This window comes from Bradyrhizobium sp. USDA 3650 (assembly GCF_054057395.1).
Window position 1 is genome coordinate 1,849,764 of sequence record NZ_JBSRZG010000001.1, and the last position, 24,678, is coordinate 1,874,441.

The 24,678-nt window shown below is 63.6% G+C and carries 22 protein-coding genes; 8 read left to right on the top strand and 14 right to left on the bottom strand.

Annotation, left to right across the window (positions count from 1 at the left end; all coding sequences use genetic code 11):
* Positions 1 to 3: 3 nt before the first annotated feature.
* From paaA to ACVIN2_RS08860, 8 genes are all read right to left on the bottom strand, one after another.
* The gene (gene paaA, locus ACVIN2_RS08825) at positions 4 to 996 is read right to left on the bottom strand and encodes a 1,2-phenylacetyl-CoA epoxidase subunit PaaA (RefSeq protein WP_456765307.1); all 993 of its coding nucleotides are present in this window, start codon (positions 994 to 996) and stop codon (positions 4 to 6) included.
* Between the two features lie 76 nt (positions 997 to 1,072).
* Positions 1,073 to 1,939: a phenylacetic acid degradation operon negative regulatory protein PaaX gene (paaX, locus tag ACVIN2_RS08830; RefSeq protein WP_456765308.1), complete on the bottom strand. Its 867-nt coding sequence runs from the start codon at positions 1,937 to 1,939 to the stop codon at positions 1,073 to 1,075.
* Positions 1,940 to 2,155: 216 nt separating this feature from the next.
* The gene (locus tag ACVIN2_RS08835; protein ID WP_456765309.1) at positions 2,156 to 2,926 is read right to left on the bottom strand and encodes an esterase/lipase family protein; all 771 of its coding nucleotides are present in this window, start codon (positions 2,924 to 2,926) and stop codon (positions 2,156 to 2,158) included.
* A 201-nt stretch (positions 2,927 to 3,127) separates the two neighbouring features.
* Positions 3,128 to 4,414 (bottom strand): DUF445 domain-containing protein, encoded by a 1,287-nt coding sequence (locus ACVIN2_RS08840; RefSeq protein ID WP_456765310.1) that lies wholly within the window; start codon positions 4,412 to 4,414, stop codon positions 3,128 to 3,130.
* 199 nt (positions 4,415 to 4,613) lie between these two features.
* Entirely contained in the window at positions 4,614 to 5,069 is a 456-nt protein-coding gene (locus tag ACVIN2_RS08845; protein WP_007607904.1) for a phasin, read from the bottom strand.
* 202 nt (positions 5,070 to 5,271) lie between these two features.
* Positions 5,272 to 5,865, bottom strand: a complete 594-nt coding sequence (locus ACVIN2_RS08850) for an N-acetyltransferase family protein (protein ID WP_456765311.1) — start codon at positions 5,863 to 5,865, stop codon at positions 5,272 to 5,274.
* Positions 5,862 to 6,944: a PHA/PHB synthase family protein gene (locus ACVIN2_RS08855; protein WP_456765312.1), complete on the bottom strand. Its 1,083-nt coding sequence runs from the start codon at positions 6,942 to 6,944 to the stop codon at positions 5,862 to 5,864. Before ACVIN2_RS08855 ends, ACVIN2_RS08850 begins: the two co-directional genes overlap by 4 nt.
* Positions 6,941 to 7,324: a hypothetical protein gene (locus tag ACVIN2_RS08860; RefSeq protein WP_247425902.1), complete on the bottom strand. Its 384-nt coding sequence runs from the start codon at positions 7,322 to 7,324 to the stop codon at positions 6,941 to 6,943. Before ACVIN2_RS08860 ends, ACVIN2_RS08855 begins: the two co-directional genes overlap by 4 nt.
* 170 nt (positions 7,325 to 7,494) lie before the next feature.
* On the opposite strand from ACVIN2_RS08860, the gene ACVIN2_RS08865 reads away from it, so the two are divergent.
* Positions 7,495 to 8,409 carry an alpha/beta fold hydrolase gene (locus tag ACVIN2_RS08865; RefSeq protein WP_456765313.1) on the top strand — a complete coding sequence of 305 codons (915 nt, stop codon included), beginning with the start codon at positions 7,495 to 7,497 and terminating at the stop codon, positions 8,407 to 8,409.
* Between the two features lie 142 nt (positions 8,410 to 8,551).
* Positions 8,552 to 9,016 carry a nuclear transport factor 2 family protein gene (locus ACVIN2_RS08870; RefSeq protein ID WP_456765314.1) on the top strand — a complete coding sequence of 155 codons (465 nt, stop codon included), beginning with the start codon at positions 8,552 to 8,554 and terminating at the stop codon, positions 9,014 to 9,016.
* Between the two features lie 100 nt (positions 9,017 to 9,116).
* Here the strand turns inward: ACVIN2_RS08870 and ACVIN2_RS08875 are convergent, their stop codons facing one another.
* The 6 genes from ACVIN2_RS08875 to ACVIN2_RS08900 all read right to left on the bottom strand — a co-directional run bounded on the left by ACVIN2_RS08875 (position 9,117) and on the right by ACVIN2_RS08900 (position 16,846).
* Positions 9,117 to 9,791, bottom strand: a complete 675-nt coding sequence (locus ACVIN2_RS08875) for a spermidine synthase (protein WP_456765315.1) — start codon at positions 9,789 to 9,791, stop codon at positions 9,117 to 9,119.
* A 30-nt stretch (positions 9,792 to 9,821) separates the two neighbouring features.
* Complete coding sequence (locus ACVIN2_RS08880) at positions 9,822 to 13,055, bottom strand: bifunctional cytochrome P450/NADPH--P450 reductase (protein WP_456765316.1); 3,234 nt, start codon at positions 13,053 to 13,055, stop codon at positions 9,822 to 9,824.
* Between the two features lie 130 nt (positions 13,056 to 13,185).
* Entirely contained in the window at positions 13,186 to 14,181 is a 996-nt protein-coding gene (locus tag ACVIN2_RS08885; RefSeq protein WP_456765317.1) for an alpha/beta fold hydrolase, read from the bottom strand.
* Between the two features lie 10 nt (positions 14,182 to 14,191).
* Positions 14,192 to 15,742, bottom strand: a complete 1,551-nt coding sequence (locus ACVIN2_RS08890; protein WP_456765318.1) for a WS/DGAT/MGAT family O-acyltransferase — start codon at positions 15,740 to 15,742, stop codon at positions 14,192 to 14,194.
* A 46-nt stretch (positions 15,743 to 15,788) separates the two neighbouring features.
* Complete coding sequence (locus tag ACVIN2_RS08895) at positions 15,789 to 16,589, bottom strand: esterase/lipase family protein (protein WP_456765319.1); 801 nt, start codon at positions 16,587 to 16,589, stop codon at positions 15,789 to 15,791.
* Complete coding sequence (locus ACVIN2_RS08900; protein WP_007593837.1) at positions 16,589 to 16,846, bottom strand: DUF6489 family protein; 258 nt, start codon at positions 16,844 to 16,846, stop codon at positions 16,589 to 16,591. Before ACVIN2_RS08900 ends, ACVIN2_RS08895 begins: the two co-directional genes overlap by 1 nt.
* A gap of 305 nt (positions 16,847 to 17,151) precedes the next feature.
* On the opposite strand from ACVIN2_RS08900, the gene ACVIN2_RS08905 reads away from it, so the two are divergent.
* The 6 genes from ACVIN2_RS08905 to ACVIN2_RS08930 all read left to right on the top strand — a co-directional run bounded on the left by ACVIN2_RS08905 (position 17,152) and on the right by ACVIN2_RS08930 (position 24,672).
* Complete coding sequence (locus tag ACVIN2_RS08905) at positions 17,152 to 18,750, top strand: ABC transporter substrate-binding protein (protein WP_456765320.1); 1,599 nt, start codon at positions 17,152 to 17,154, stop codon at positions 18,748 to 18,750.
* A gap of 99 nt (positions 18,751 to 18,849) precedes the next feature.
* Positions 18,850 to 19,830 carry an ABC transporter permease gene (locus ACVIN2_RS08910; protein WP_456765321.1) on the top strand — a complete coding sequence of 327 codons (981 nt, stop codon included), beginning with the start codon at positions 18,850 to 18,852 and terminating at the stop codon, positions 19,828 to 19,830.
* On the top strand, positions 19,831 to 20,799 hold the full coding sequence (locus tag ACVIN2_RS08915) for an ABC transporter permease (protein WP_456765322.1): 969 nt from the start codon (positions 19,831 to 19,833) through the stop codon (positions 20,797 to 20,799).
* Between the two features lie 13 nt (positions 20,800 to 20,812).
* A complete protein-coding gene (locus ACVIN2_RS08920) occupies positions 20,813 to 21,799 on the top strand; it encodes an ABC transporter ATP-binding protein (protein ID WP_456765323.1) in 987 nt (328 codons plus the stop codon).
* Complete coding sequence (locus ACVIN2_RS08925; RefSeq protein WP_456765324.1) at positions 21,796 to 22,785, top strand: ABC transporter ATP-binding protein; 990 nt, start codon at positions 21,796 to 21,798, stop codon at positions 22,783 to 22,785. The genes ACVIN2_RS08920 and ACVIN2_RS08925 overlap by 4 nt, the downstream gene beginning before the upstream one ends.
* A gap of 81 nt (positions 22,786 to 22,866) precedes the next feature.
* The gene (locus tag ACVIN2_RS08930) at positions 22,867 to 24,672 is read left to right on the top strand and encodes a gamma-glutamyltransferase family protein (protein WP_456765325.1); all 1,806 of its coding nucleotides are present in this window, start codon (positions 22,867 to 22,869) and stop codon (positions 24,670 to 24,672) included.
* The last annotated feature ends 6 nt before the right edge of the window (positions 24,673 to 24,678 follow it).

The following is a 24,678-nucleotide window of genomic DNA, read 5'->3' on the forward strand; positions in this document are numbered from 1 at the left end:
TCCCTACTCTGCCGCTTGTGCAGTTCGACGCTGCGCCCGCTTCGCGGCATAGCTAGCTGCCGCCTCGCGTACCCAGGCGCCCTCGTCGTGCGCCTTGCGGCGCGCAGCCATCCGGTCACGGTTGCACGGGCCATTGCCGGCGAGCACCTGTTTGAACTCGGTCCAGTCGATCTCGCTGTAGCGCCAGTGCCCATCCGCATCCTGAATCATGCCGGGATCGGGAATCGTGAGGCCGAGATATTGCGCCTGCGGCACGGTGGCATCGACGAATTTCTGCCGCAGCTCGTCATTGGAGAAGCGCTTGATCTTCCATCTCGTCGAGGTGTCGCTGTGCTGGCTGGTGGCATCCGGCGGGCCGAACATCATCAGCACCGGCCACCACCATCTGTTCAGGGCATCCTGCGCCATCGCCTTCTGCTCGTCCGAGCCGCGGCACAGCGTCAGCATGATCTCATAGCCCTGGCGCTGGTGGAACGACTCCTCCTTGCAGACGCGGATCATCGCGCGGGCATAGGGGCCGTAGGAGCAGCGGCACAGCGGGATCTGGTTCATGATCGCGGCGCCGTCGACCAGCCAGCCGATGGTGCCGATGTCGGCCCAGGTCAGCGTCGGATAGTTGAAGATCGAGGAATATTTTGCCTTGCCCGCGAGCATGGCGTCGACCAGCTCTTCGCGCGAGGTGCCGAGTGTCTCGGCCGCGGCATAGAGATAAAGCCCGTGGCCGCACTCGTCCTGCACCTTCGCGAGCAGCGCGGCCTTGCGGCGCAACGACGGTGCGCGCGTGATCCAGTTGCCTTCGGGCAGCATGCCGACGATTTCGGAATGAGCGTGCTGGGAGATCTGGCGGGTCAGCGTCTTGCGATAGGCCGCCGGCATCCAGTCGTTCGGCTCGATGCGCTCCTCGGCATCGATGCGGGCCTGAAACTGCGCCGCCTTAGCTGCGTCCTCGAGGCTGCGGTCATCCGCCTCGGTCGTGTTCAGCGCCTGGGTATACATGCGCATCCTCCCATTTTATTGAGAGGCAATATATAACAAGAATTATATCATGCAAGATATTTCTGTAACATAATAATCAAGTCTGGAATCTCCGTTCCAGGAGTTTTCGCGCCGGCGGCAATGACCCCTTTTCATTTGTTCCGTGGCCATCAAGCCATTGTTCCGATGGGGCAAGCAGCGCGCGATAGATGTCGCCGCACAACGCGCGGGCGGCCTTGCCTGGCCAGTTCGCCGGAAGCAGGCTTTCGGGCAGCAGCGGATCGCGCAGCACAACGCGGCGATAATGGTGGATCAGGAGGATGCGCGCCGTGAAGGCGTCAGCCTCGGACAGCTCCGTGCCGCGCGCGATCGCGGTGCGCAGCGGCTCGAACGTCTTCATGAACTTCAGATAGGCGTCCGCGGTGCGATCCAGCGGCCAGCTCGCACTGAGCAGCCGGCGACCGCTGTCATCCTCGGCCGAGACCTCCAGACGGATAGCGCCCGCGGCCTCGTCCGGCACTGGCACGCCTGACGGCGCGACCCACACGCCCGGCAGCGGGCTGCCGAAGCCGGCATTGCGGAGCGCCTCGCGCGAGGCGTCGCGATCCTCACCATTGCCGATCAGAAGCAGTTCGAAGCGGCCGGTCCAGTCGGATGGCGGCGGATCGTAGATATGGCGTGTCGCGGCCTCGAAGATCTGGCGGCCCTTGTCGGCCAGGCGATAAAAGCTGTTGCGGCCGACCTTCTCGCGCGTCAGCCAGCCATCGGCGGCAAGCCGCGACATCGCGGTACGCACCACGCCGCTGTCGATGTCCAGACTTTCGAAGAATTCCAGCAGGGTGCCTAGCCATACCGAGCCGCCACGCGGCACGATGGCATCGCCGAACACCGTGATGACGATGGAGCCGGTGCGCGACGGCTCGCGCTTGAGCTGCTCGATGATGCGGGATAACGGATGCGCCATGTGCGAGGCATAGCGCGTTTGGTGCCGGCGCGACAATGGACGGGTGCGACGGTCTTGCTTCTCCCTCTCCCCGTCCTTACGGGGAGAGGGTTGGGGTGAGGGGCTGCTTCCTCAGAAACGGTGGGAGTTGGACTCGCGGAGAGTCCCCCTCACCCGGATCGCATGTCCGATGCGATCCGACCTCTCCCCGCAAGCGGGGCGAGGTGAAGAAGAGCCCTACCGATGCGGATCGGGATAGACCACGCTGCGCCAGCCGCTGCGGTCGAAGGGCCGCCAGCTGCCTTCCTTCTGCGCAAGGCGATCAGCCACCGCGAAGACAGCGGCGGGATGATGGCCCATGCCGCAATGGCTGCTCTCGATCTCGATGCTCTCGGTCTGCGCGCCCGACTTCTCCATGCAGCCCTGCCAGGCGCAGACGCCGTCAGTGCGGCTGAAGATCGCCGTGGTCGGCACCGGCGGCGGAACGGCGAGATCGCCGCCGAACTGCGGATCGACCTCGTCGGACTTCCGCCCGCTCGCCCATTCATAGACGCGCCAGGCATTGGTCGAATGCGGATCGCCGGCAAAGGGGCTGCCGAGCGTGATCACCTGGCGTACGCGGTCGGGCATCATCTTGGCGAGCTGGCGCGCATAGAGACCGCCGAGGCTCCAGCCGACCAGGCTGATCCTGCGGCTGTGCCTGTCGCTGAGCTCCTGAACCAGATCCACCATCGCGTGCTGCACACCATCGCGCAGGCCGTAATTGCGGCCCTGGCGCCAGCCGCTCACCGCGTAGCCCTTGCCCGACAGAAACGTGCGCAACGCGCGCGTGGATGAGTCTGAGGCCACGAGGCCCGGCAGTACCAGCACCGGATGTCCATCACCGCGCGGCGCGAGGCTGAGCAGCGGCAGCGCGCCAAGGAATGCGCCGAACTCGTGGATCGCTCGCCCTTCCAGGAACATCAGGGTGCGGGACGGCGGGCTCAGCGTCTGGGCAGTAGCAGTCATCAATGGTCCCCTTGGGAGAATTGCTGAAAAGGCCACCGGTTGTTTGCCGGCAAATGGGTATGGGATTCCAACACGCCGGCTTCTTGATCGTTCCGCAACGCAGCATGAATCAGCTAGGCAGCGGGTTCCCGACATTCAAGCGGGAGACACACCGGGCCACAATAGGCCGGGGCGCTAATGCTGGCGTCCGTGACGCAAAAGTCACAACAATCGAAGCAGGAATTCTACGGAGTAAAGCGCAAGGCCCGCGAGCCCGCCGATCAGCGAACCGTTGAATCGGATGTATTGCAGGTCGCGGCCAATGTTGATTTCGATCAGCGAAATCAGCTGCGCCATGTCCCACGATTTGACCTGGTCGGAAATGAAGGTCGAAACGCCGCTCTTCTGGTCCGCGACGAAACTGCGCAGCACCGCGACCAGGCCCTTGTTGATCTCGCCGCGCAGCTCGGCATCGCCGGCAAGCGCTTCGCCGGCCGCGACACACATACCGGCGAGATGATGCTGCAGCACCTGCGTCTCGCCGCTTGCGCTACGCTCGATGAAGGACCGCGTGTTGGCCCACACGGTGCGGGCGAGATCGGCGAGCTCGGGACGCGCGAGCAGATCGCGTTTCAAACCGTCGATGCGGTCGATATAGGCCTGGTCGGTGCCGAGCCGGTCGACGAAGCTCAGCACCATGCGATCGAACTCGCCGCGGAACGGATGTTTGGGATCGCTGCGCACTTCATTGAAGAACGCGGTGGCGGAGGCCACGATCTTGTTCACCAGAAACTTGTCGGCGCGATAGAGCCTGAGCAGGGTCGGCAATTCCGCCCGCACCTTCTCACGGATCATCGCCATCGTCTCGGTCTGGTTCAGCGTCTCGTGCATCACGCGCAGGAGATCGTCGAACAGGATCTGGTGACGCCCCTCGGCAACGAAGCCGCGCAGCGTGCCGGCCGCGAGCGGCGCGAGGTCGATCGCCTCGAGCTGCGATGACATGCGCCGGATGATGAAGGTCATCAGACCGGAGCTCTCGGTCGCGGAGACGGCCTCCGGCAGCAGGCGCAGCGCAAAGCGCGCAAGGTCGTCACTGCGCTTACGATCACGCAGCCAGTCGGCGACGAAGGAGCCGAAATCGATCTCGTTCAGCTTGGCCTCGACGGGAGCAGCCTCGAGGAAATGCACCTGAATGAATTCGCCGAGCTTGTCGGCGATGCGGGCCTGATTGCTCTGGATGATCGCGGTGTGCGGGATCGGCAGACCCAGCGGCCGCTTGAACAGCGCGACCACCGCATACCAGTCGGCGAGCCCGCCGATGGTCGCGGCTTCCGCGAAGGCCGCGATGAATCCGAACACGGGATGCACCGGCAGCAGCCATTTCGCGACGACGAACAGGACAAGCGTCGAACCCAGCACCATGGTCGCCAGCGCTTTCACGCGGCGCAATTCGGCCGCGCGTTCTGCGTCGCCGGGAGTGTCGAAAGAGAAGGCGCCTGATGGAGTCATCACAGCATCACACTATCCGTCATTGCGAACGAAGCGAAGCAATCCAGAGTCTTTCCAAGGAGGCAGACTGGATTGCCTCGCGGAGCCTGTCATCGGGCCGCGCTTCGCGCGGACCCGTTGGCTCGCAATGACGGCTGCGGCGGAAAAACAAAAGGCCCGCCGAAGCGGGCCTCAAATTCAGTTTCTCGTCTCAGGCAGATCAGGCGGTCTTGTTGTAGACCTTGGCAAAATTGTCCTGAGCGGACTTCGCACCGTTGGCGGCGAGCTTGCCGAAATAGTCGGTGGTCGCCTTGGCGCGCGAGACGAACGCTTCGCCGCGGGAGCGGAGCAGGCCGGACTGGATCTCGACAGCTTCGCTGAACGACTTGGCGGACGCGAGCTTGTCGATGCCCGCGAAGAACGCCTCGGCGTCCTCGTAGATCGCCTGCTGGATGTTGCGGCTGATCTTGCCGGCTTCGGTGACGGACTCGGTCACCGCGTTCTCGACGGCGGCGGTCACGCGCTCGGAGCCAGCGAACACTTCGGCAGCACGGTCCTTAGCGGTATTGGCAGACTTCTTGACGAACTCGCGAGCGGCCTCGGGAACTTCCAGGTTCTGGATGTTCTTGAACGCGTCCTTGAAGCCTTCGAAAGCGGTATTGGTTTCGGTGGTCATTGGGGTCTCTCCATCCTCATTGGTTGAGCTATGGGCTCACCCCGTCCGGTTTTGGCCCGGGGCACGGCTTATATGGCATAGTTAATTGTGCGATGCAATATCGATATTGCAGTGCGATATCACGAAACCGTGAATAGCCTTAATGGGAGGCATTCTGGCGCCTCCCTGACCATCCAGTTCCCGAACACCCGTCCAGCGGTTCTCAATGCTGGACGGCGCCAGGCAGCCCATAGGCCTCCATCTGGGCCTGGACCTGCGCGATGTTGTGCCCGAGCACGACGATATCGTGGGTCTTGCCGTCGATGTCGCGGACATGATCGCGCAACAGTGCCTCGGCCTTGAAGCCGAGGCTCTCGAACAGCGTGATCGCGGCCTGCTGATCGACCGTCATCTGGACCGAGAGCTTCTCGAGGCCAGCGCCGAGCGCGAGTGCGAAGGTCTCCTGCGACAGCGTCCGACCCACCCCCTTTCCGCGCACATCGAGCGAAACCACCATCCGGATCTCGCCGACATGGGGCGACCAGGAGTGCGGGTCACGCACCAGCGTGCCGCAACCGACGACCGTGCCGCCCCTGACCGCGAGCAGGCTCCTGATCGCGCCGCGCTCGATCTCCTTGACCCAGGCGGAGAGCACCTTCGGCTCACTGATGTTGCGCGGCAGGAACAACAGGTCGTGGGTCGGCAGGCCCTTGCCGAAGGCGAGCACCGCGGCTTCGTCCGCCGGCGACATCAGGCGGATCTCGATATCGCCCGCGTCCGTCTTCACATGACGCGGATAGGAACGCTGCTCACTCATGTCGATCTCTTCCCCAGCCAGGAATCCAGTTTCGGCCATAGCCGCTTCACCGCATTGGCGCCGGCGACGAGCGAGACGTGACCGCCTTTCAGCATCACCTCCTCCTTGTCCTCCGATCCGATCTTGGCGATCAGGTGCTTTGCCGCCTCATACGGCACGATGTGGTCGTGTTCCGCCACCGCATGCAGGAACGGCACCTTGATGTCGTCGAGCTTCGCCGCACGGCCGCCGACCGACATGGTGTCGTTGAACAGCTTATTGTCCCACATCAGGTCCTTGGTGATGGTGCGGAAATATTCGCCGGCCAGCGGCAGCGTGTCGGTCGCCCAGCGGTCGAACATCCGGTAGGATTTAACGAACTCGTCGTTCCAGATGTTTTCCCAGAGCTGGATCTGGCTGACGGTGCGCGAGGCCGGGCGCAGCATCTCGAATGACGACAGGATCATCTCGGGCGGCACGTTGCCGACGCTGTCGACGAGGCGATCGACGTCGAAATAGCGACGGTCGGAGAAGTTCGAGAACAGTTTCATCTCGCGAAAGTCGATCGGCGTGGTGAAGCAGATCAAATTCTTCATCGGCCCGTCCCTGTGGATCGAGCCGTAGAGCAGCGACAGCACGCCGCCGAAACAATAGCCGATGACGGAGACGTCCTGTTCGCCGGAATCCTGCTGCACGCGGCGGATGCAATCCGGGATGAAGTCGAGGACATAGTCCTCCATGCGGAGGCTCTTCTCCTCCGGCCGCGGCGCGCTCCAGTCGAGCATGTAGACGTCGTAACCACGCTTCAACAGGAACTCGATGAAACTCTGGCCGGGCACGAGGTCGAGAATGTAACCGCGGTTGGTGGTCGCCATCACGATCAAGATCGGAATTCGGTAGATCTCGTCGGACATCGGACGATAGTGGTAGAGGCTCATCGTGCCGCGCGAATGCAGCACGTCCTTCGGGGTCGAGCCGAGCGTGGGACCGGAGGTCGAAAAATATTCGACGCCCTTGATGCTGCGCTGGATGGCGCGCTGCACCTCGGACTGGATGCGCTCCGGGATCCCTGCGAGGTCTAATCCGGCGGGTGCATTCATGTCTGCTCTCCGCCTTCAGACGGCGGGCGCTTGGTGCGCGGGGGGCGCAATGCAGTGTCGGAGCCCTGAGAAATGCCGGAACTCGCCGCCATCTGGCTCAGCATCGACTTGATCTCACCGATCTGTCCTTCGATGGACTGCAGCCGTTCCGCAAGGCCGGTGACCTGGTCCCGGCTCGGCAGATTCATGGAGACCAGATACTTTTCCATGAGGTCGCCGAGCTGCTTCTGAGCACCTGCAGCAACGCCGCCGGCCCGGTTCACGGCTTGCGAAAACTCGGGCGACGACATGGCCTGATTGGCGAAGGAGTTGAACCCCTTCTCCATCTCGCCAACCATCTTCTGCCACATGGCAATAGGATCGTTGCTCTTGTCGGTCATCGGCGTCCTCCTGAACTCGAGAGCTTCGATGCCCTTCCTTTTTCGCCATACCACACCGTTGCGCGGTGTCGGTCAACCGGCAAGCAGCGGGTCCGGTGTCGCGGACGCGGCTTCATTGCGAGGGGAAACCGTGCGATACAGTATTGATCAAAAGCCGAGGGAACGCAGCCGTGAACGCCTATCATCCGCCGCAAACCGTCCACGCCAACGGCATCGACATCTGTTACGAAACTTTCGGCAATGACAGTGCCGAGCCGCTGCTGCTGATCATGGGGTTAGGCGCCCAGATGATCCACTGGGACGATGCGTTCTGCGAGCAGCTCGCAGCGCAGAGCTTTCGCGTCGTTCGGTTCGACAATCGCGACATCGGCAAGTCGAGCCATCTCACCGGCGGCAAGCGTCTGACGCCGCTCGAATTGTTGAAGCTTCGGTTTCTCAGGATTCCCGTGGCCGCAACCTACAAGCTGATCGACATGGCGAAAGACACGGTCGGGCTGATGGATGCGCTCGGCATCAAGTCGGCGCATCTGGTCGGGGCGTCCATGGGCGGCATGATCGCGCAGGAAGTGACGCTGTCGTTTCCCGAGCGCGTGCGCTCGCTGACCTCGATCATGTCGACGACCGGCAATCCGCGCGTGCCGCCCCCGACACGCGAGGCCGCCGCGATGCTGATGGCGCCGCCGCCGCGCAGCAAGGAGGAGTTCATCGTCCGCTACGGCCAGACCTGGAACGTGTTGCGGGCCGGGTCCTTCCCGGAGGAAGAGGCGCTCGATCCCGGTCGTGCCGAACGCGTGTTCGCGCGCGGGCTCAATCCGGCCGGCGTCGGCCGGCAACTCCGGGCGGTGCTCGCCTCCGGCAGCCGCAAGGAGCGACTGTACGGCGTCAAGACACCGACGCTCGTGATCCATGGCACCGTCGATCCGCTGGTCCGCCCCGAGGGCGGCAAGGATACGGCAGAGTCAATTCCTGGCGCAAAGCTGCTGATGATCGAAGGCATGGGCCACGCGCTGCCGATGCGGTTCTGGCCGGAGATCATCGGCGCCATCGCCCAGCACGCACATGGCGCGGCAGCGCAGGCGGCGTAAACCGACGCAGAAGGTCTCCTCACGGTGACCATGTGAGCTGCCGGTTACTCTCTTAACGCGAGCCGGTGCGAAAGCTATACAGGCTTCCTTCAATCGCCAAGACCCTCAATCGCCAAAGAGGCTGCGGCCTCTCGGAGTTCACATGCATCTCATCGTCCGATCAGCCGCAATCGTCGCCGCTTCAGTCCTCACGCTGTCCCTCGCCGGCGGCGCCGCGATGGCGGGTAGCGCGCAAGAAGAAGCCAATCGCAAAACTGTGCTTGCGTTCTATGAGAAGGGGCTCAACCAGAAGGACGCCGATGCAGCCCTCGCCCATGTCGGCGACCGCTACGTCCAGCACAATCCAAACGCAGCCGATGGTCCGGACGGCTTCCGAAAGTTCATCGGCTTCCTGCGCGAGAAATTCCCGAACTCGCACAGCGAGATCAAGCGCAGCTTCGTGGATGGGGACTACGTCATCCTGCACGTTCACGCGGTTCGCGAGCCCGGCAGCAGGGGCAACGCGATCGTCGACATCTTCAAGCTGGAGCACGGCAAGGTGGTCGAACACTGGGACGTGGTGCAACCAATCCCGGAAAATCCGGCGAACAACAACACGATGTTCTAGCTCGGAGCCGTAGCCCGGATGGAACGCAGCGCAATCGGGGTTCTTGCGCGGATCGCCCGTCCCGGATTTCGCTGCGCTCATCCGGGCTACAAATAGCCGCCTAGCTCTTCCTGGCCAGCCAGATCACGTGGCGCGCGCCACCGCCTCTTCCGGTGGCGCGAATGTTGACTTCGTTGACGTCGAAGCCGGCGCTGCCAAGCCGCTTGGTGAAGGCCGGATTGGGCCCCGAGGACCAAACAGCGAGCACGCCTCCGGGCCGCAGCGCCGTCTTCGCCGCTTTCAGTCCGCTCGCATTGTAGAGCGCATCATTGCCCTTCCGGGTCAGCCCTTCCGGCCCGTTGTCGACGTCGAGGAGGATGGCATCGAATGCCGACCGCTGCGCCCGGATGGTTTCGCCGACGTCGGTTTCCCGGATGCTCACCCTGACGTCATCGAGACTGTCGCCGAACACCTGCGCCATCGGGCCCCGCGCCCAGGCGACGACCGCCGGCACGAGCTCGCAAACCACGATCTTCGCCTTGCCTCCCAGCACGGTAAGCGCCGCACGCAGCGTAAAACCCATGCCAAGGCCGCCGATGAGGATGATAGGTTTTGCGACCGTCTCGATCTGCTTCGCCGCGAGCGTGGCGAGCGCGGCCTCCGAGCCCGACAGGCGGTTGTTCATCAGCTCGTTGGTGCCGAGCTTGATGGAAAACTCCTTGCCTCGCCGCATCAGGCGAAGCTCTTCATCGGAGCCGGGGATTTTGGCGGTATCGATCTTTTCCCAGGGAATCATGCGAGAGCTTTAGCACGATCGGCCGCTGGATTATCCACCTGCCCACACGTCCAGCACATACCGGTTCTTCGTGCCCATCTCCTCGATCCAGCGGGCAGCTGTGGCGGCATCGCTGCCGCTCTTCTCACGATGGATCGCGACCAGCGCCGCCTTCACGTCGGGCTCCATCTTGCTGCCGTCGCCACAGACATAGACGATCGCGCCCTGCTCGATCAGCGGCCAGACCTTGTCCTTCTGCGCGGCGAGGACGTGCTGCACATAGGTCTTCGGGCCCTCCGCGCGCGAGAACGCCGTGAACAGCTCGGTGATGCCGCTCGCCGCCAGCGCCTTCAGCTCGTCCGCGTAAAGAAAATCCTGATCGGGATGCCGGCAGCCGAAAAACAGCATGGCCGGGCCGAGCGCGGCGCCCTTCGCCTTGCGCGCAGCGCGCTCCTGGAGGAAGCCGCGGAACGGCGCCAGTCCCGTGCCCGGGCCGATCATGACGATCGGCACGGAGGGATCGTCCGGGAGCCGGAAGCCGGCCTTGGTCTCACGCACGGTGGCATGGATCACGTCGCCCGCGCGTCGATTGGCGAGATAGTTCGAGCAAATACCCTTGTAGGTGCCGCGGCCCGAGGCGGCCGGCCCTTCAACCACGCCGACCGTGACGCTGCAACGAACCGAGTCCACCGACGGCGAAGACGAGATCGAATAATAACGCGGCGCCAGCAGCGAGAGCATTTCCAGATAGACGTGGAACGGCAGTTCGCAGGCCGGATATTCGAGCAGCAGATCGAACACCGATTTCCGCCTGGCCAGAATTTCGCTGCGATAGCGCTCGAGCGGCTCGGGCTCCTCGCCAACGAAGGCCAGCAGCTTCGGCGTGGTCACCGGGCAGCGCGTGTGCTCGGCCATGATCTTGATCTGGTTCCGCGTCGCCACTTGCTGGAGCTCGACGAACTCGCTGAGCAGACGGCCGACCGACACGGCATCGCCGACCGGCAATTGCGCGCGGCGGCCTTCGGCGACCTGAAGCCTGATCTGGTCGGCCGGCAGGAAGCCGAAGCGACGGGCAACCGAATCCACCAGCGTCGGGTCGTTGCGCGGGACCACACTCAGATGGTCGCCGACGCGGTAATTGATGTTGGACGGCAGCTGCACCTCGATGTGGCGCGTCGAACGCTCCGACGGATTGGATCCGGCCTTATTCTGAAGCTCGTCATTGACCAGCACCTTCATCGCCACCGCGCCGCCCTGGGCGACGATGGTGTTGACGGCGGTCACCGCGACCGGCTCGATCGCGTAGAGCGGATCGTCCTCCGCGGTACGGGTGAAATTCCAGTCGATGCCGAATTCCTTGGTCGCGACCTGGGCGGCCGCCGGGAACCATTTCTGAAACTGGCCGTCGAGATCGCTGCGCGCATCGCCTTCGCCGCGCGGATAGACCGCGCGCGCACCATGCGCCGACAATTGCTCATCGATGAAGCGCGGCACCGACTGGTAGGTCGCGGCCCAGTCGCTATTGCCGCAGCCGAACACCGCGTAACGCACATTGGCAAACGCATCCTTCGGCAGCTCGTCGCCGAGCCATTTGACGAATTGCGTCGCGTTGTCCGGCGGCGCGCCGTTATAGGAGGCGCAGATGATCAGCACGCCACCCTCCCGCGGCAGCTTGCCGACGTAATCGTCGAGCGGCCCCAGATGCACGGCAAAGCCGTTGATCTCGGCAAGATCGGCCATCCGAGTCGCCAGCTCCTCGGCGGTGCCGAGATTGGAGCCGTAGAGCACCAGCATTGGCGTGTTGTGGCCGGGACGCGCGGTGGGCTGACGCGGGGCCTTCGGCGCCGACGACGCCGCCACAGGTCCGCCATAGGCACCGCGCTCGCGATCGGCGCGCGGACGGACCTTGATCTTGAAGCCTTCCGGCTTCATCGTCAGCGTTTCCTTCAGATGCATCTGGTAGCGCTCGTGGTCGATCAGCTTGAAGCGCTGGAGGATCATGCCGAGCGCGAGCGCAGCCTCGTGCATGGCGAAGCCGCGGCCGATGCAGGCGCGCTGGCCGTTGCCGAACGGCTTCCAGGCATTGATCGGCCGCTTGGCTTCCGCCTCCCGGCTGAAATTCTCCGGATCGAACGCGTCCGGGTTCGGACCCCAGACCGAGGGATCGCGATGCAGCGCGGTCACCAGGATGGTGGTGAACGTACCCTTCCTGAGCTTGTACTTGCCGGCGCCGATGGTCTCGTCGTTCAGCGGCGAGATGCCATAAGCCGGCGCCGGCGGCCATAGCCGCAGCGCCTCCTTCAGGATCTGTGTGATGTAGGTGAGCTGCGTGACCTGTTGATAGGTCGGCCGTACATTGACGTCGGGACCGAACACGCGGTCGACCTCGTCATAGGCCTTCTTGAGAATGTCGGGATGCTTGAGCAGCGCATAGAGCGTGCAGGACAACAGGCCGCTGGTGGTCTCGTGGCCTGCGATCAGGAACGTGTTGATCTGATAGCGGATGTTGACGTCGTCGAGCTGCTCGCCGGTCGAACGATCGACGCCCGTCATCATCGCCGCAAGCATATCCTTCTTGTCGTCGGTCGCCTCGCCTCCCTTGCGGCGCTCGGCAATGATCTCGTCGACCATCTTGTTCATGAAGTCGACGTCTTCAGCCATCGTCTTGCGCCGCTTCTGCATCCAGAGCTGCTCGAACGGCAGGCCGCGCGTCATCATGATGGTTTCGAGCGAGCGCACCAGCGACTCGACGAAAGGATGGTAGTCGCGCCGGTAGAACGAATTGAAGCGGTAGTCGAAGCCGCACAGGCCGATCGTATCCAGCGTCAGTGCCGTCATGTCGTGGACGACGTCGATCTCGTCGTCGGCGTTGAGCCGTTCCCATTTACCGACGAGCTGCTCGGCGATGTCGACCATGCTCGGGTGATAGGACTGCATGGCGCGGTTGCCGAAGGGCTGAAGCAGGATGTTGTGCGCCTTGCTCCAGTTCGGCTCCCTGGTGTCGGCCGTGAACAGGCCGTCGCCGCCGACTGCGCGCACCCGCCGCAATGCACCGCGCACCGTCTTGTCGAAACGCTTCTCGTCCGAGAGCTCGTCGACGAGATCGTGGCCGGAGACGACCACGATCGGCGAGCCCATCATGTCGAGCCAGAAGATCGGTCCCAGTTCCTTGGCAAGCCGGGTCAGATGCTGCACCGGCGCAGCCGAATCCAGTGACAGCATATTGCCGACCACCGGCTTGGTCGGCGGCTGCGGGATCGGGTCCAGACGGTTCTTGGATGACATCGAAATGTAGTCCCCCTGCTTCAACGTCGTGATTGCGAGCGAAGCGAAGCAATCCAGAAATATATCCTTGGAGCCACCCTGGATTGCTTCGCCGCTTCGCTCCTCGCAATGACGAGTTCGCAATGATCAGCTAGCCAAACCGCCTTCTACGCCATTCGATCAGCTTGGCGCTGACCTCCTCTGGCTTCTCCTGCTGCGTCCAATGGCCACTGTCCTTCACAAGATGTTTCTCCAGATCAGATATCAGCGTCTCCATGCCGTCGGCCGCAGACGGCGGCAGCACGGCATCGTTCTCGGCCATGATCATCAATGACGGCACGTGCACGTGATGGTCCAGGCCTTTCGCGCGCTCCCAATTGCGGGTGAAGTTGCGATACCAGTTGATGCCACCGGTGAAGCCGGTTTTCGTGAACGTATCAACGAACACCTTCTTCTCGTCGGCCGACAGGATCGGCGTGCGCGGATCGTGCTTTGCATCGTAGGCTGCGATCATCTGCGGGAATGCCAGATTGGTCTTCGACGAGGCGCCGACACCCGCGATCGGCGGCCCCTCCGGTTTCTCCGCCGGCCGCGCCAGCGGCTTGCGCATGAACGCGTCGAACGTCTGCTCGACGCGGCTGCCGAAGATCCTGTCCGGCTCACGCGCGGGATCCTGAAACTGGACGATGTACATCTGATCGCCGAAGCGCTGGCGGAACAGCGCGATCGGATCGATCGGCGCGCGGTCCCAATGCGGCGTGTTGACGCCGACCACACCGGCGACGCGCGAAGGATGCCGCAGCGGCATCTGCCAGACGACGAATCCGCCCCAGTCGTGGCCGACGAAGATCGCCTTGTCGATCCCGAGATGATCGAGCAGCCCGACCAGATCGCCGGTCAAATGCTCCATGTCATAATCCTCGACCGGCTCTGGCCGGTCGGTCGCGCCGTAGCCGCGCTGGTCTGGCGCAATCACCCGGATGCCGGCTTCGCTCAGCGCCTTGATCTGGTGGCGCCAGGAAAATGCGAGTTCGGGCCAGCCATGGCACAGCACCATCGGCGGCTTGTCTGTGACCGGGCCCGCCTCGTAATAGCCCATGCGGATTCCGTTCGTCTGCACGAACTTGAGCGGTGGCATTTCAATCATCGAAACATTCCTACTCAGCGGCGCCCTTGATGTCCGCGGCGGGCAAAGCATAGGCCGCCTCCAGCGCGGCGAATTCTTCCGGCAGCATGTCGCACATCACCTGCACGTGCGGAATGATGTTGGCGCCGACGATGAAGCCGAAATCGAGCTGGTCGCGATAGCTCTGCACGGTGATGTTGAGCGCCTGTCCGTGCGTCGAGATCGACACCGGAAAGATGTGCAACAGCTCCGCGCCCGCGGCGTAGAGCGTCTGCCGCGGCCCCGGCACGTTGGACACCGTGATGTTCGCAGCCGGCGGCAGCACATTCGACAAATCGGAGCGGCTGTAGAGCAACGCCATGATCTGCACGACGATCGGCGCGCCCAGCATCGAGATGTTGGAGATCTGCGGCATCAGTGCCCGCAGCGGATGCGACATCTCCTTGGACTTGGTCGATTGCGCGATAATGGCTTCCAGGCGTGCTTTGGGATCGTCGATGTTGGTCGCGATCGAACAGATCATGCCGAACACCTGGTTGTTGGCCTCGGTGTTGCCCTCCTCGCGAAGCGAGATCGGCACGGCAGCGGTCAGGGACTTCGCCGGCAGCGTTCCGTGTTGCTGGAGGTAGCGCCGGACCACGCCGGAGGCGAGCGCCAGCACGACGTCGTTGAGCTTGCCGCCGGCCTGCTTGGCCAGCGCCTTGGATCGCGACAGCGAGATCGAAACGCCGGCGAAACTGCGCTCGGACGAGATCGACTTGTTGAGCATGGTCGGCGGCGACACCATGCTGGCAAGGCTCTCGCGCGATTTTGGATCGGATATCTTGCCGAGCACGTCCGAGACGCTCTTGACCATGGTCGGGATGTTGCCGGCAAAGCGCACCGCACTCTCGATCTGGTACATCGCATTGTCGAACAGGATCGAACCGATGTCGCTCTTGCCGGTGCGCGGCAGTTGCAGGTTCTTCGCGGCCGCCGATGCATCGAGCGGCTGGGTGAAAAGCTGCTGGTAGGAATCGACCAGGTTCGCTGCGATGTCGCGCGGCTCCTGCCCGGGCTTCGCTCCCGCGGTCGGCGCATCGACCTTCCGCGGGATCGGCGAGATATCGTAGATCATGTTGGTCAGCGCCGCACCGGCGCCGCCGTCGATGGCGGCATGATGCATCTTCGAATAGAGCCCGACCTCATTGTCCTTCATGCCCTCGAACACGTAGAACTCCCAGAGCGGACGGGCGCGATTCAAGAGCTTGGCGTGCATCCAGCCCACGATACGTTCGAGCGTGGCGCGGTCGCGCGGCTGCGGCAGGCTGGCGCGGAAGATGTGACGGTCGATGTCGAACTGGTCGTCCTCGACCCAGGAGGGATGATCGATGTCGAGCGGCGCCTTCTCCAGCCGCGCTTTGAGGATCGGCGCGATGTGCAGGCGCGAGACGATCATCGCCTTGAAATCTTCGAAGAAGTCGCCCTTGTAGTCGTCCGGCAGGCGAAAGATCGCCATGCTCCCGACATGCATCGGCATTTCCGGCGTTTCCAGATAGAGAAACGACGCGTCCAGCGACGACAGTTTCTTACCGTCAGCCATAGTTCCCTCCCGAGTATTTGACGGGCGCCTTAGGCGGCGCTTCTCGTCAGGCCGATACTGCCTGTTCCGGCGGGGCATATGCAATGGCAAACGGCCCTGCCCTGTCAAATGGCCAGAACTCCCCCTCCGGTTGCGCAAGGCGGTCCGCCACGGCCCACAGCGCTGCGGGATTCACCCCAAGCCCGATATGGCTCGCCAGGTGCACCTCGATGTTCTCGGCGCGGTCGGAGGAACGCAGCAGGCAGGTTCGCCAATTTACGATGCCGTCCGCGCGCGAATAGATCGACGTCGCCGGCACCGGAAGATCGCCGGCGATCGCCTCACGCAGCTCGGCGAAATCCTCGACGCGCTCGCCGGACATCATCTCGTAGAGCCGCGTCGCATTGGTCGCTCGTATGTCATTGGCAAAAGGGCTGCCGAGCGTGATGACATTGCGGACCATATCGGGCGTCTGGAGCGCGAGATCGCGTGCATAGACACCGCCGAGGCTCCAGCCGACCAGGCTGATCTTGCGTCCGCTCGCAGCATGGATTTCGGCGAGACGGGCGCGCAATGAATCCCGCATCCGTCCGAACCCGCCGAAATTGCGGCCCATCCGCCAGGCATGTGCCTCATAGCCGAGCTCGCTGAGATAGCGCCGCATCGGCGCCATCGAGAGGTCGCTGGCGAGGAAACCAGGCAGCGCCAGCACCGGATGGCCGTCGCCTTTGGGCGCCCGCATCAGGACCGGCGACAGCAGCAGGCTGGCGTTGAGTTCGAGCAACCCACGGGCTTCGGCGAGCAGCAAAGCAAGGCCGGGCGGACGAAGCCGGCCTGGGGTCTGCGGCCCGTCCGGACTGGGCGGCATTATTTCTTCTTGTCGCCGCTGCGCGTGCCGCCCAGGCCGGCCATGGTGACGAACATGTCCTGAAACCGTTCGGCAAGCTTGGGATCGAAGGTAAACCAGCTCTGGATCAGCGACTCCGGCGAGACCTTGTCGATGTTGCTCAAGACCTGCTGCTGCAGCTTGTCCATCACCGCCGTCTGCATCGGTGCCAAATCGGGCAATCCGATGAACTGGCGGGCCTCGAGGGGGGTGCAGTCGATTTCGATATTAACCTTCATGTCCCCTCCAGATGAGATTCGAGCGCCCGGCCGCAGTATCGCCGCGAGACGGTGTGCAACGCAAGCGACCTGAGGCCAGTGGCGGCGCTCCCGCTTCGGCGATCGGCGCATATGGTCAATCAAAATTGCCCGCGCCCGCGCCCATCCACCCGTCAATGCCGGTCAGCATTGCTGCACAGCGGTGCAACTTGGCGCGTTCCTTGCTGGAATGGCGCTTGCACGGGTCGAGAACTCTGGGCAACATGGTTCGATCAGCCCCGCCGAACAATCAAAAATGACGGTGCGGGCGAGTGGAGAGGTCAAGAATGTCAGTCGGACGAAGTCTGTTTGCGGCGACGCTCGCCAGTATGCTTGCGTTGGCGGTTTCGCCGGCGTCGAGCCAGACGCTGCGCTATGCCAACCAGGGTGAACTCAAGTCGCTCGACCCGTACACGCTGAACGAGTCGACCACCAGTGCGCATCTCGGTCATGTCTATGAGGGCCTGGTTGCCCGCGGCAAGGACCTGAAGATCGTCCCGGCACTCGCCGAAAGCTGGGAGACGCCGGAGCCGACACGCTGGCGCTTTCACCTGCGCAAGGATGTCAAATTCCACAACGGTGACCCCTTCACCGCGGACGACGTGGTGTTCTCGGCCGAACGAGTGCGGGCGAAAGGTTCGAATTTCCAGAGCCGCGTTCCCGCCGATGCCAAGGTGGTCAAGATCGACGATTACACCGTCGATTTCATCCTGACCTCGCCCAATCCCATTCTGACGGCGCTGTGGGCGACCTGGTACATCATGGACAAGAAATGGGCAGAGGCGAACGATGCGGTGGCACCGACGCCCGCAGCCGCGACGACCCCGAGCTACGCCTCGCTCCATGAAAACGGCACCGGACCCTTCACCATCGAGAGCCATCAACCGGGCGTGAAGACCGTCTTCAAGGCCAATCCGAACTGGTGGCGTAAGCCGGAGCATAATCTGAAGGAGATCGTCTTCACGCCGATCGCCAACCCCGCCACGCGTGTTGCGGCGCTGTTGTCCGGCGAAGTCGACGTGATCGAGCCGGTTCCGGTCCAGGACATCGAGCGCGTGAAGGCTAGTCCGAACGCCACCGTGCTGACGGGACCTGAACTCCGCACCATCTTTGTCGGCATGGATCAGGCGCGTGACGAGCTCTTGTACTCCAACGTCAAGGGCAAGAATCCGTTCAAGGACGTCCGCGTCCGCGAAGCCGTCTACCGGGCAATCGACATCGACCTGATCAAGAATCGCGTCATGCGCGGACTGTCCACGCCGTCCGCATTGATGGTCGCACCAGAGATCTTTGCCGCGAAGGATTTCACCCGGCCGAAGCTCGATCCCGACGCCGCCAAGAAGCTTCTGGCTGACGCCGGCTATCCCGAGGGTTTCGAAGTCACGATGGACTGCCCCAACGATCGCTACGTCAATGACGCCGCGATCTGTCAGGCCGTCGTCGGCATGCTCGCCCGCATCGGCCTCAAAGTGGAGCTGCTGGCGCAACCCAAGGCCCAGTATTTCGCCAAGGTTCTGAAGCCCGGCGGCTACAAGACGTCGTTCTTCATGCTGGGCTGGACCCCCGACACGCTGGACTCCCATAACGTCCTGCACGACATCATGGGTTGCCGCGATGATCCCAAGGATCCCAACCGCGGCGAAGCCAATCTCGCTGGTTACTGCAACAAGCAATTCGACGAACTCGCGGACAAGGTTCTCCTGGAACTCGATACGGCCAAGCGCGATCTGCTGATCAAGCAGGCTTGGGAGATCTCGATGAAGGACTGGGCCTACGTGCCGCTGCATCAGCAGGCGCTGGCCTGGGGCGTGTCCAAGAAGGTCAAGCTGACCCAGCGCGCGGACAACCAGGTCCTGCTCTACTGGGCGACCAAGCAGGACGAGTAGGTGTCGACAAGTTGTGAAGTCCCGGAAGCCCTGGCTTCCGGGACTTGCTATTTCGGGCTAACGCAATGATGCGCTACTGAAGAAATGTGAAAGGAACAGATGCTCGCTTTCACACTGCGCCGGGCTATTCAGGCCATTGGTGTCATGATCGCCGTCGGGATCATCTCCTTTTCGATGTTTCGTTTCGCCGGCGATCCTGTGAACCAGATGGTCGGGATGGACACGTCCGGCGCCGAACGCGCCGCGATCCGCAAATCGCTCGGCCTCGACGATCCCGTGATCGTGCAGTTCGGCCGCTATATCGGCAATGCTGCGCAGTTCAAGTTCGGCGTCTCCTACCAGTTCCGTCTGCCTGTCGCCAATCTTCTGATGGAGCGGATGCCCGCGACCCTGGAGCTCGCGATCTGCGCCACCATCTTCGCGATGCTCTGTGGCATCCTGATGGGTGTCTATTCGGCGCTACGCCGCGATAGCTGGCTGACACACGCGTTCCAGGCGATCTCGCTGATCGGCATCTCGCTGCCGACCTTCCTGATCGGCATTCTCATGATCTACCTGTTCTCGGTGACGCTCGGCTGGCTGCCCTCGTTCGGGCGCGGCGACGTCGTGCATATCGGCTGGTGGACGACAGGTTTGCTGACGCTGTCCGGACTGAAGGCGCTGATCATGCCCTCGATCACGCTGGGCTTGTTCCAGATGACGCTGATCATGCGGCTGGTCCGCACCGAGATGCTCGAAGTCATGCGCACCGACTACATTCGCTTCGCCCGTGCCCGCGGCCTCACCACGCGCGCCATCCATTACGGTCATGCGCTGCGCAACACGCTGATCCCCGTCATCACGGTGGCCGGCCTGCAATTTGGCTCGGTAATTGCATTTGCGATCATCACCGAGACCGTGTTCCAGTGGCCCGGCATGGGGTTGCTGTTCGTGCAGGCCGTGCAGAATGTCGATATCCCGATCATGGCTGCCTATCTGATGATGGTGTCCCTGATCTTCGTCACCATCAATCTCGTGGTTGATATCCTCTACACCATCGTCGATCCGCGGCTGCGCTCGACGATCAGCCGGGCACATTGAATGAGCGAAGCCGTCGTCCCGCACAAGGTCGAAGAACGCGGCACGCGCGCCGACGCGCCGGGTTGGTTCAAACGCGCGCTCGACAGCGACCTGTTCTATTCATTTCGCCGCTCCAAGATCACCATGGTCGCAGCGGCGGTGACGCTGCTGTTCTTCCTGGTCGCGATCCTCGCCTCGGTGCTGTCGGTCCAGAATCCCTTCGACCCGGCACAGCTCCAGCTGATGAACTCGCGCATCTCGCCATTATGGACCTCCGACGGCCAGAGCCCGTTCCTGCTCGGCACCGACGAACAAGGTCGGGACGTGTTGTCCGCGATCCTTTACGGCATGCGCATCTCGCTTCTCGTCGGCGTGCTCGGCGTCGTCTTCTCCGGCGCGATCGGCATCCTGCTCGGGCTGACGGCCGGCTATTTCGGCGGTGCCGTCGACGGGCTGATCATGCGCATCGCCGACGTGCAGCTTTCATTCCCGGCGATCCTGATCGCGCTGCTGATCAACGGCATCGCCAAATCGGTCTTCGGCAACAAGCTCGACGAGATGAGCATGCTGGCTGTCCTGGTCTTCGCGATCGGGTTGAGCTTTTGGGTGCAATATGCCCGCACAGTACGCGGCTCCGTCATGGTCGAGAAGAACAAGGACTATGTCGCCGCCGCCCAGCTCATTGGCCTGCCCGCCCCGGTGATCATGTTGCGCCATGTGCTGCCGAACACGATGGGGCCGATTCTCGTCATCGCCACCATCAATCTCGCGCTCGCTATCATCACCGAGGCGACGCTGTCGTTCCTCGGCTCGGGGATGCCCGAGACCATGCCATCGCTGGGCACGCTGATCCGCATCGGCAATAACTATCTGTTCGCGGGCGAATGGTGGATCGTCGCCTTCCCTGGAATCGCACTCGCGGCGCTGATCCTGGCGATCAATCTGCTCGGCGACTGGCTGCGTGACGCGCTTAACCCGAAACTCCGATGAGTATGCAGCGTTCATGACCGAGCCCGTTCTCTCCGTTCGTAATCTTCAGGTCGAGTTCGCCTCCCGCCGGGGCACGTTGCGCGCGATCGATAATGTCTCCTTCGACATCGCCAAAGGCGAGGTGCTCGGTGTTGTCGGCGAGTCCGGCGCAGGCAAATCGGTCACCGGACTCGCGGTCATTGGCCTGATCGATTCCCCGGGCCGCATCTCGGGCGGCGAGATCCGCCTCTCCGGCCTGCGCATCGACAATCTGCCGCAAGAAGAGATGCGCCGCGTGCGGGGAAAACGCATCGGCATGATCTTCCAGGACCCCCTCACCTCGCTCAATCCGCTGTACAAGATCGGCGACCAGCTCATCGAGACGATCAGAACCCATCTGAACCTGTCCGAGACCGCCGCCCGCCGCCGAGCCATCGACCTGCTCGCCGAAGTCGGAATCCCGGCTCCGGAAAAGCGCATCGACGGCTATCCGCACGAATTCTCCGGCGGCATGCGCCAGCGCGTGGTGATTGCGCTCGCGATCTGCGCCGAACCGGAGCTGATCATCGCCGACGAGCCGACCACCGCGCTCGACGTCTCGGTGCAGGCGCAGATCATCTCGCTCATCAAGCGTCTCGGCCGCGACCACGGCACCGCGGTGATGCTGGTGACCCACGACATGGGCGTGATCGCCGAGACCTCCGACCGGGTCGCGGTGATGTATGCCGGCCGCGTCGCGGAGATCGGTCCGGTGCAGGATGTCGTGCAGAACGCGCTGCATCCTTACGCCAAGGGCCTGATGGGCGCGATCCCGACGCTCGCGGGCGACGACAAGCGTCTGGTGCAAATTCCCGGCTCGATGCCGCGATTGTCTGCGATTCCGCGCGGGTGCTCGTTCAATCCACGCTGCGCGTTGGCGTTCGATCGCTGCCGTGTCGAGCGACCGGAGCCACTGCCACGGGGCGCGCAATCGGTCGCCTGCCATCTCTATGACGGAGTGCCGGCGGAGAGCGCGGCATGAGCACTCCCTTCGTTCAGGCCACGAATCTGCGCCGCGTCTTCGACGTCTCGAAACCCTGGCTCAACCGCATGCTCGAAGGCGGGCAGCTCGAATATCTCAAGGCCGTCGACGGCGTCACCTTCGACATCAGGAAGGGCGAGACCTTTGCACTGGTCGGCGAATCCGGCTCGGGCAAGACCACGGTGGCGAGGATGATCGTCGGCTTGCTGCCGCCAAGCTCCGGCAACGTCCTGATCGACGGCATCTCGATGACCGATCCGCGGCAGGCCCAGGCGCGGCGGAAACTGCGCCGCCGCATCCAGATGATCTTTCAGGATCCCTATGCGAGCCTGAACCCACGCTTCCGGGTCGACGCCATCATCTCCGAGCCGATCCGCGCTTTCGACCTGATCGAGGGCGAGCGCGACATCCAGGCCCGCGTCGGAGAGCTTCTCACCCTGGTCGGCCTGCATCCCGACGACAGGTTGAAATTTCCGCACGAATTCTCGGGCGGCCAGCGTCAGCGAATCGCGATCGCTCGCGCGCTCGCCTCCGACGCGGAGTTCATCGTCTGCGACGAGCCAACCTCCGCGCTCGACGTCTCCGTGCAGGCGCAGATCCTGAACCTGATGCGCGACCTCCAGGACAAGTTCGGCCTGACCTACATGTTCATCAGCCACAACCTCGCCGTGGTCCGCCACATGGCGAGCCGCGTCGGCGTGATGTATCTCGGCCGCATCGTCGAGATCGCGGAAGGGCGCGAGCTGTTTGCCCGTCCGCGCATGCCCTACACCAAGATGCTGCTGGGGGCCGTGCCCGATCTTGCCATGAGCGGCCGCCAGCGCATTCCGGTGAAGGGCGAGATCCCGAACCCGATCAATCCGCCGTCCGGGTGCGCCTTTAATCCGCGTTGCCCGCTGGCGTTCGATCTCTGCCGCAGGGAAGCACCTGAATTGATCGACGGCGTCGCCTGCCATGCGGTCAACACCGCGCCGGTACCGGCGTGACGCGCGCGTGCCATGCAGCCTGCGCATTTGGCGGCGGCCTGGCCCTGTGATCAATTGCGCGCGCCGCAAATGAGGTAGTCCATGGCCAGCATCGTCAATCCCGATCCCTTCACGACACGCCCCGAGATCGAAGGCACCTTTGGGGTCGTCGCGACCACGCACTGGATCGCGACTGCTATCGGCATGGCCATCCTGGAAAAGGGCGGCAACGCCTTTGACGCCGGCGTCGCCACGGCTTTCACGCTCCAGGTGGTCGAGCCGCATCTGAACGGCCCCGGCGGCGACGTTCCGATCATCGTGCACGACGTGAAGCGCGGCCGCACCGAGGTGATCTGCGGCCAGGGTCCGGCCCCGGCCCGCGCCACCATCGCGCATTACAAGAGCGAAGGCCTCGACATGGTGCCCGGCACCGGCCTGCTCGCGGCCTGCGTCCCCGGCACCTTCGAATCCTGGATGATGCTGCTGCGTGACTACGGCACGATGCGCGTGCGCGACGTGCTGGAGCCCGCGATCTCCTATGCGCGAGACGGCTATCCGCTGGTCGAGCGCGCCTGCGCCACGATCCAGACCGTCGAGCAATTATTCCGCAAGCATTGGCCGACGTCAGCCGCCGTCTATCTCCCGAACGGCGAAGTGCCAAAGCCCGGCACGCTCTTCACCAACAAGACACTTGCGGCGACCTACGCACGAATCCTGAGCGAAGCCGAAAGTGGCGGCGGCGGCCGCGACGCGGAGATCGAGCGCGCACGCAAGGCGTGGTCGCAGGGTTTCGTCGCGGAAGCCATCGACAAATTCTGCCGGACGCAGGACGTGATGGACGTCAGCGGCTCGCCACATCGCGGTGTGCTGACTGCCGATGACATGGCGCGCTGGCAGCCGACGGTCGAGGCCCCGCTCACCTACGATTATGGCCGCTACACCGTCTGCAAGGCCGGGGTCTGGAGCCAGGGTCCCGTGACGCTGCAGCAGCTCGCGCTGCTGAAGGGTTTTGCGCTCGATGGGCTGGACCCGACCGGGCCGGAATTCATCCATCTCCAGATCGAATGCGCCAAGCTCGCCTTCGCCGACCGCGAGAAATTCTACGGCGATCCTGAGTTCAGCGAGATCCCGATCGGAACGCTGCTGTCGGATGCCTACAACAACGAGCGCCGCAAGCTCGTCACCGACATGGCCTCGCTCGATCTCCGGCCCGGTGCGATCGAGGGCTTTGGCGGCGTGGTCAAGCTGCGCCGCGCCGAGGGCCAGCGTGAGGCTGTCGGCGCGCTCGGCGCCGGTGAACCGACGGTGGGCCGCTTCGGCGAGGTGCGCGGCGACACCGTGCATTTCGACATCATCGACAAGGCCGGCAACATGGTGTCCTCGACGCCATCAGGCGGCTGGCTGCAATCCTCTCCGATCATTCCCGAGCTCGGCTTCTGCCTCGGCAGCCGCGCGCAGATGTTCGATCTGGAGGAGAACCAACCGAGCTCGCTCGCGCCCGGCAAGCGGCCGCGCACCACGCTGTCCCCCACCATGGCATTGTGCGACGGCGAGCCTTATCTCGCCTGGGGCTCGCCCGGCGGCGACCAGCAGGACCAGTGGATCACGCAGTTCTTCCTGCGACACGTCCATTGCAACCTCAATCTCCAGGAAGCGATCGACGCCCCGGCCTGGCACTCCGAGCATTTCCCGATCTCGTTCTGGCCCCGCACCGCGCGCCCCGGCGTGCTCGTGGTCGAGAACCGTGTGCCGAAGGCAACGATCGCGAATCTTCGCGAACGCGGACATATCGTCGAGGTCGGACCGGATTGGTCGGAAGGCCGTCTCACCGCGGCCTCGCGCGTCGGTCCGCGCCGCCGCGCCGCCGCCAATCCACGCGGCATGCAGGGCTACGCCGCAGGGCGCTAAAGGCAG

Excerpts from the sequence above, each read along its gene's own strand:
- paaA (WP_456765307.1), bottom strand. The coding sequence starts at position 996 with ATGTATACCCAGGCGCTGAACACGACCGAGGCGGATGACCGCAGCCTC.
- paaX (WP_456765308.1), bottom strand. The coding sequence starts at position 1,939 with ATGGCGCATCCGTTATCCCGCATCATCGAGCAGCTCAAGCGCGAGCCG.
- ACVIN2_RS08835 (WP_456765309.1), bottom strand. The coding sequence starts at position 2,926 with ATGACTGCTACTGCCCAGACGCTGAGCCCGCCGTCCCGCACCCTGATG.
- ACVIN2_RS08840 (WP_456765310.1), bottom strand. The coding sequence starts at position 4,414 with ATGACTCCATCAGGCGCCTTCTCTTTCGACACTCCCGGCGACGCAGAA.
- ACVIN2_RS08845 (WP_007607904.1), bottom strand. The coding sequence starts at position 5,069 with ATGACCACCGAAACCAATACCGCTTTCGAAGGCTTCAAGGACGCGTTC.
- ACVIN2_RS08850 (WP_456765311.1), bottom strand. The coding sequence starts at position 5,865 with ATGAGTGAGCAGCGTTCCTATCCGCGTCATGTGAAGACGGACGCGGGC.
- ACVIN2_RS08855 (WP_456765312.1), bottom strand. The coding sequence starts at position 6,944 with ATGAATGCACCCGCCGGATTAGACCTCGCAGGGATCCCGGAGCGCATC.
- ACVIN2_RS08860 (WP_247425902.1), bottom strand. The coding sequence starts at position 7,324 with ATGACCGACAAGAGCAACGATCCTATTGCCATGTGGCAGAAGATGGTT.
- ACVIN2_RS08870 (WP_456765314.1), top strand. The coding sequence starts at position 8,552 with ATGCATCTCATCGTCCGATCAGCCGCAATCGTCGCCGCTTCAGTCCTC.
- ACVIN2_RS08875 (WP_456765315.1), bottom strand. The coding sequence starts at position 9,791 with ATGATTCCCTGGGAAAAGATCGATACCGCCAAAATCCCCGGCTCCGAT.
- ACVIN2_RS08880 (WP_456765316.1), bottom strand. The coding sequence starts at position 13,055 with ATGTCATCCAAGAACCGTCTGGACCCGATCCCGCAGCCGCCGACCAAG.
- ACVIN2_RS08885 (WP_456765317.1), bottom strand. The coding sequence starts at position 14,181 with ATGATTGAAATGCCACCGCTCAAGTTCGTGCAGACGAACGGAATCCGC.
- ACVIN2_RS08890 (WP_456765318.1), bottom strand. The coding sequence starts at position 15,742 with ATGGCTGACGGTAAGAAACTGTCGTCGCTGGACGCGTCGTTTCTCTAT.
- ACVIN2_RS08895 (WP_456765319.1), bottom strand. The coding sequence starts at position 16,589 with ATGCCGCCCAGTCCGGACGGGCCGCAGACCCCAGGCCGGCTTCGTCCG.
- ACVIN2_RS08900 (WP_007593837.1), bottom strand. The coding sequence starts at position 16,846 with ATGAAGGTTAATATCGAAATCGACTGCACCCCCCTCGAGGCCCGCCAG.
- ACVIN2_RS08905 (WP_456765320.1), top strand. The coding sequence starts at position 17,152 with ATGTCAGTCGGACGAAGTCTGTTTGCGGCGACGCTCGCCAGTATGCTT.
- ACVIN2_RS08910 (WP_456765321.1), top strand. The coding sequence starts at position 18,850 with ATGCTCGCTTTCACACTGCGCCGGGCTATTCAGGCCATTGGTGTCATG.
- ACVIN2_RS08915 (WP_456765322.1), top strand. The coding sequence starts at position 19,831 with ATGAGCGAAGCCGTCGTCCCGCACAAGGTCGAAGAACGCGGCACGCGC.
- ACVIN2_RS08920 (WP_456765323.1), top strand. The coding sequence starts at position 20,813 with ATGACCGAGCCCGTTCTCTCCGTTCGTAATCTTCAGGTCGAGTTCGCC.
- ACVIN2_RS08925 (WP_456765324.1), top strand. The coding sequence starts at position 21,796 with ATGAGCACTCCCTTCGTTCAGGCCACGAATCTGCGCCGCGTCTTCGAC.
- ACVIN2_RS08930 (WP_456765325.1), top strand. The coding sequence starts at position 22,867 with ATGGCCAGCATCGTCAATCCCGATCCCTTCACGACACGCCCCGAGATC.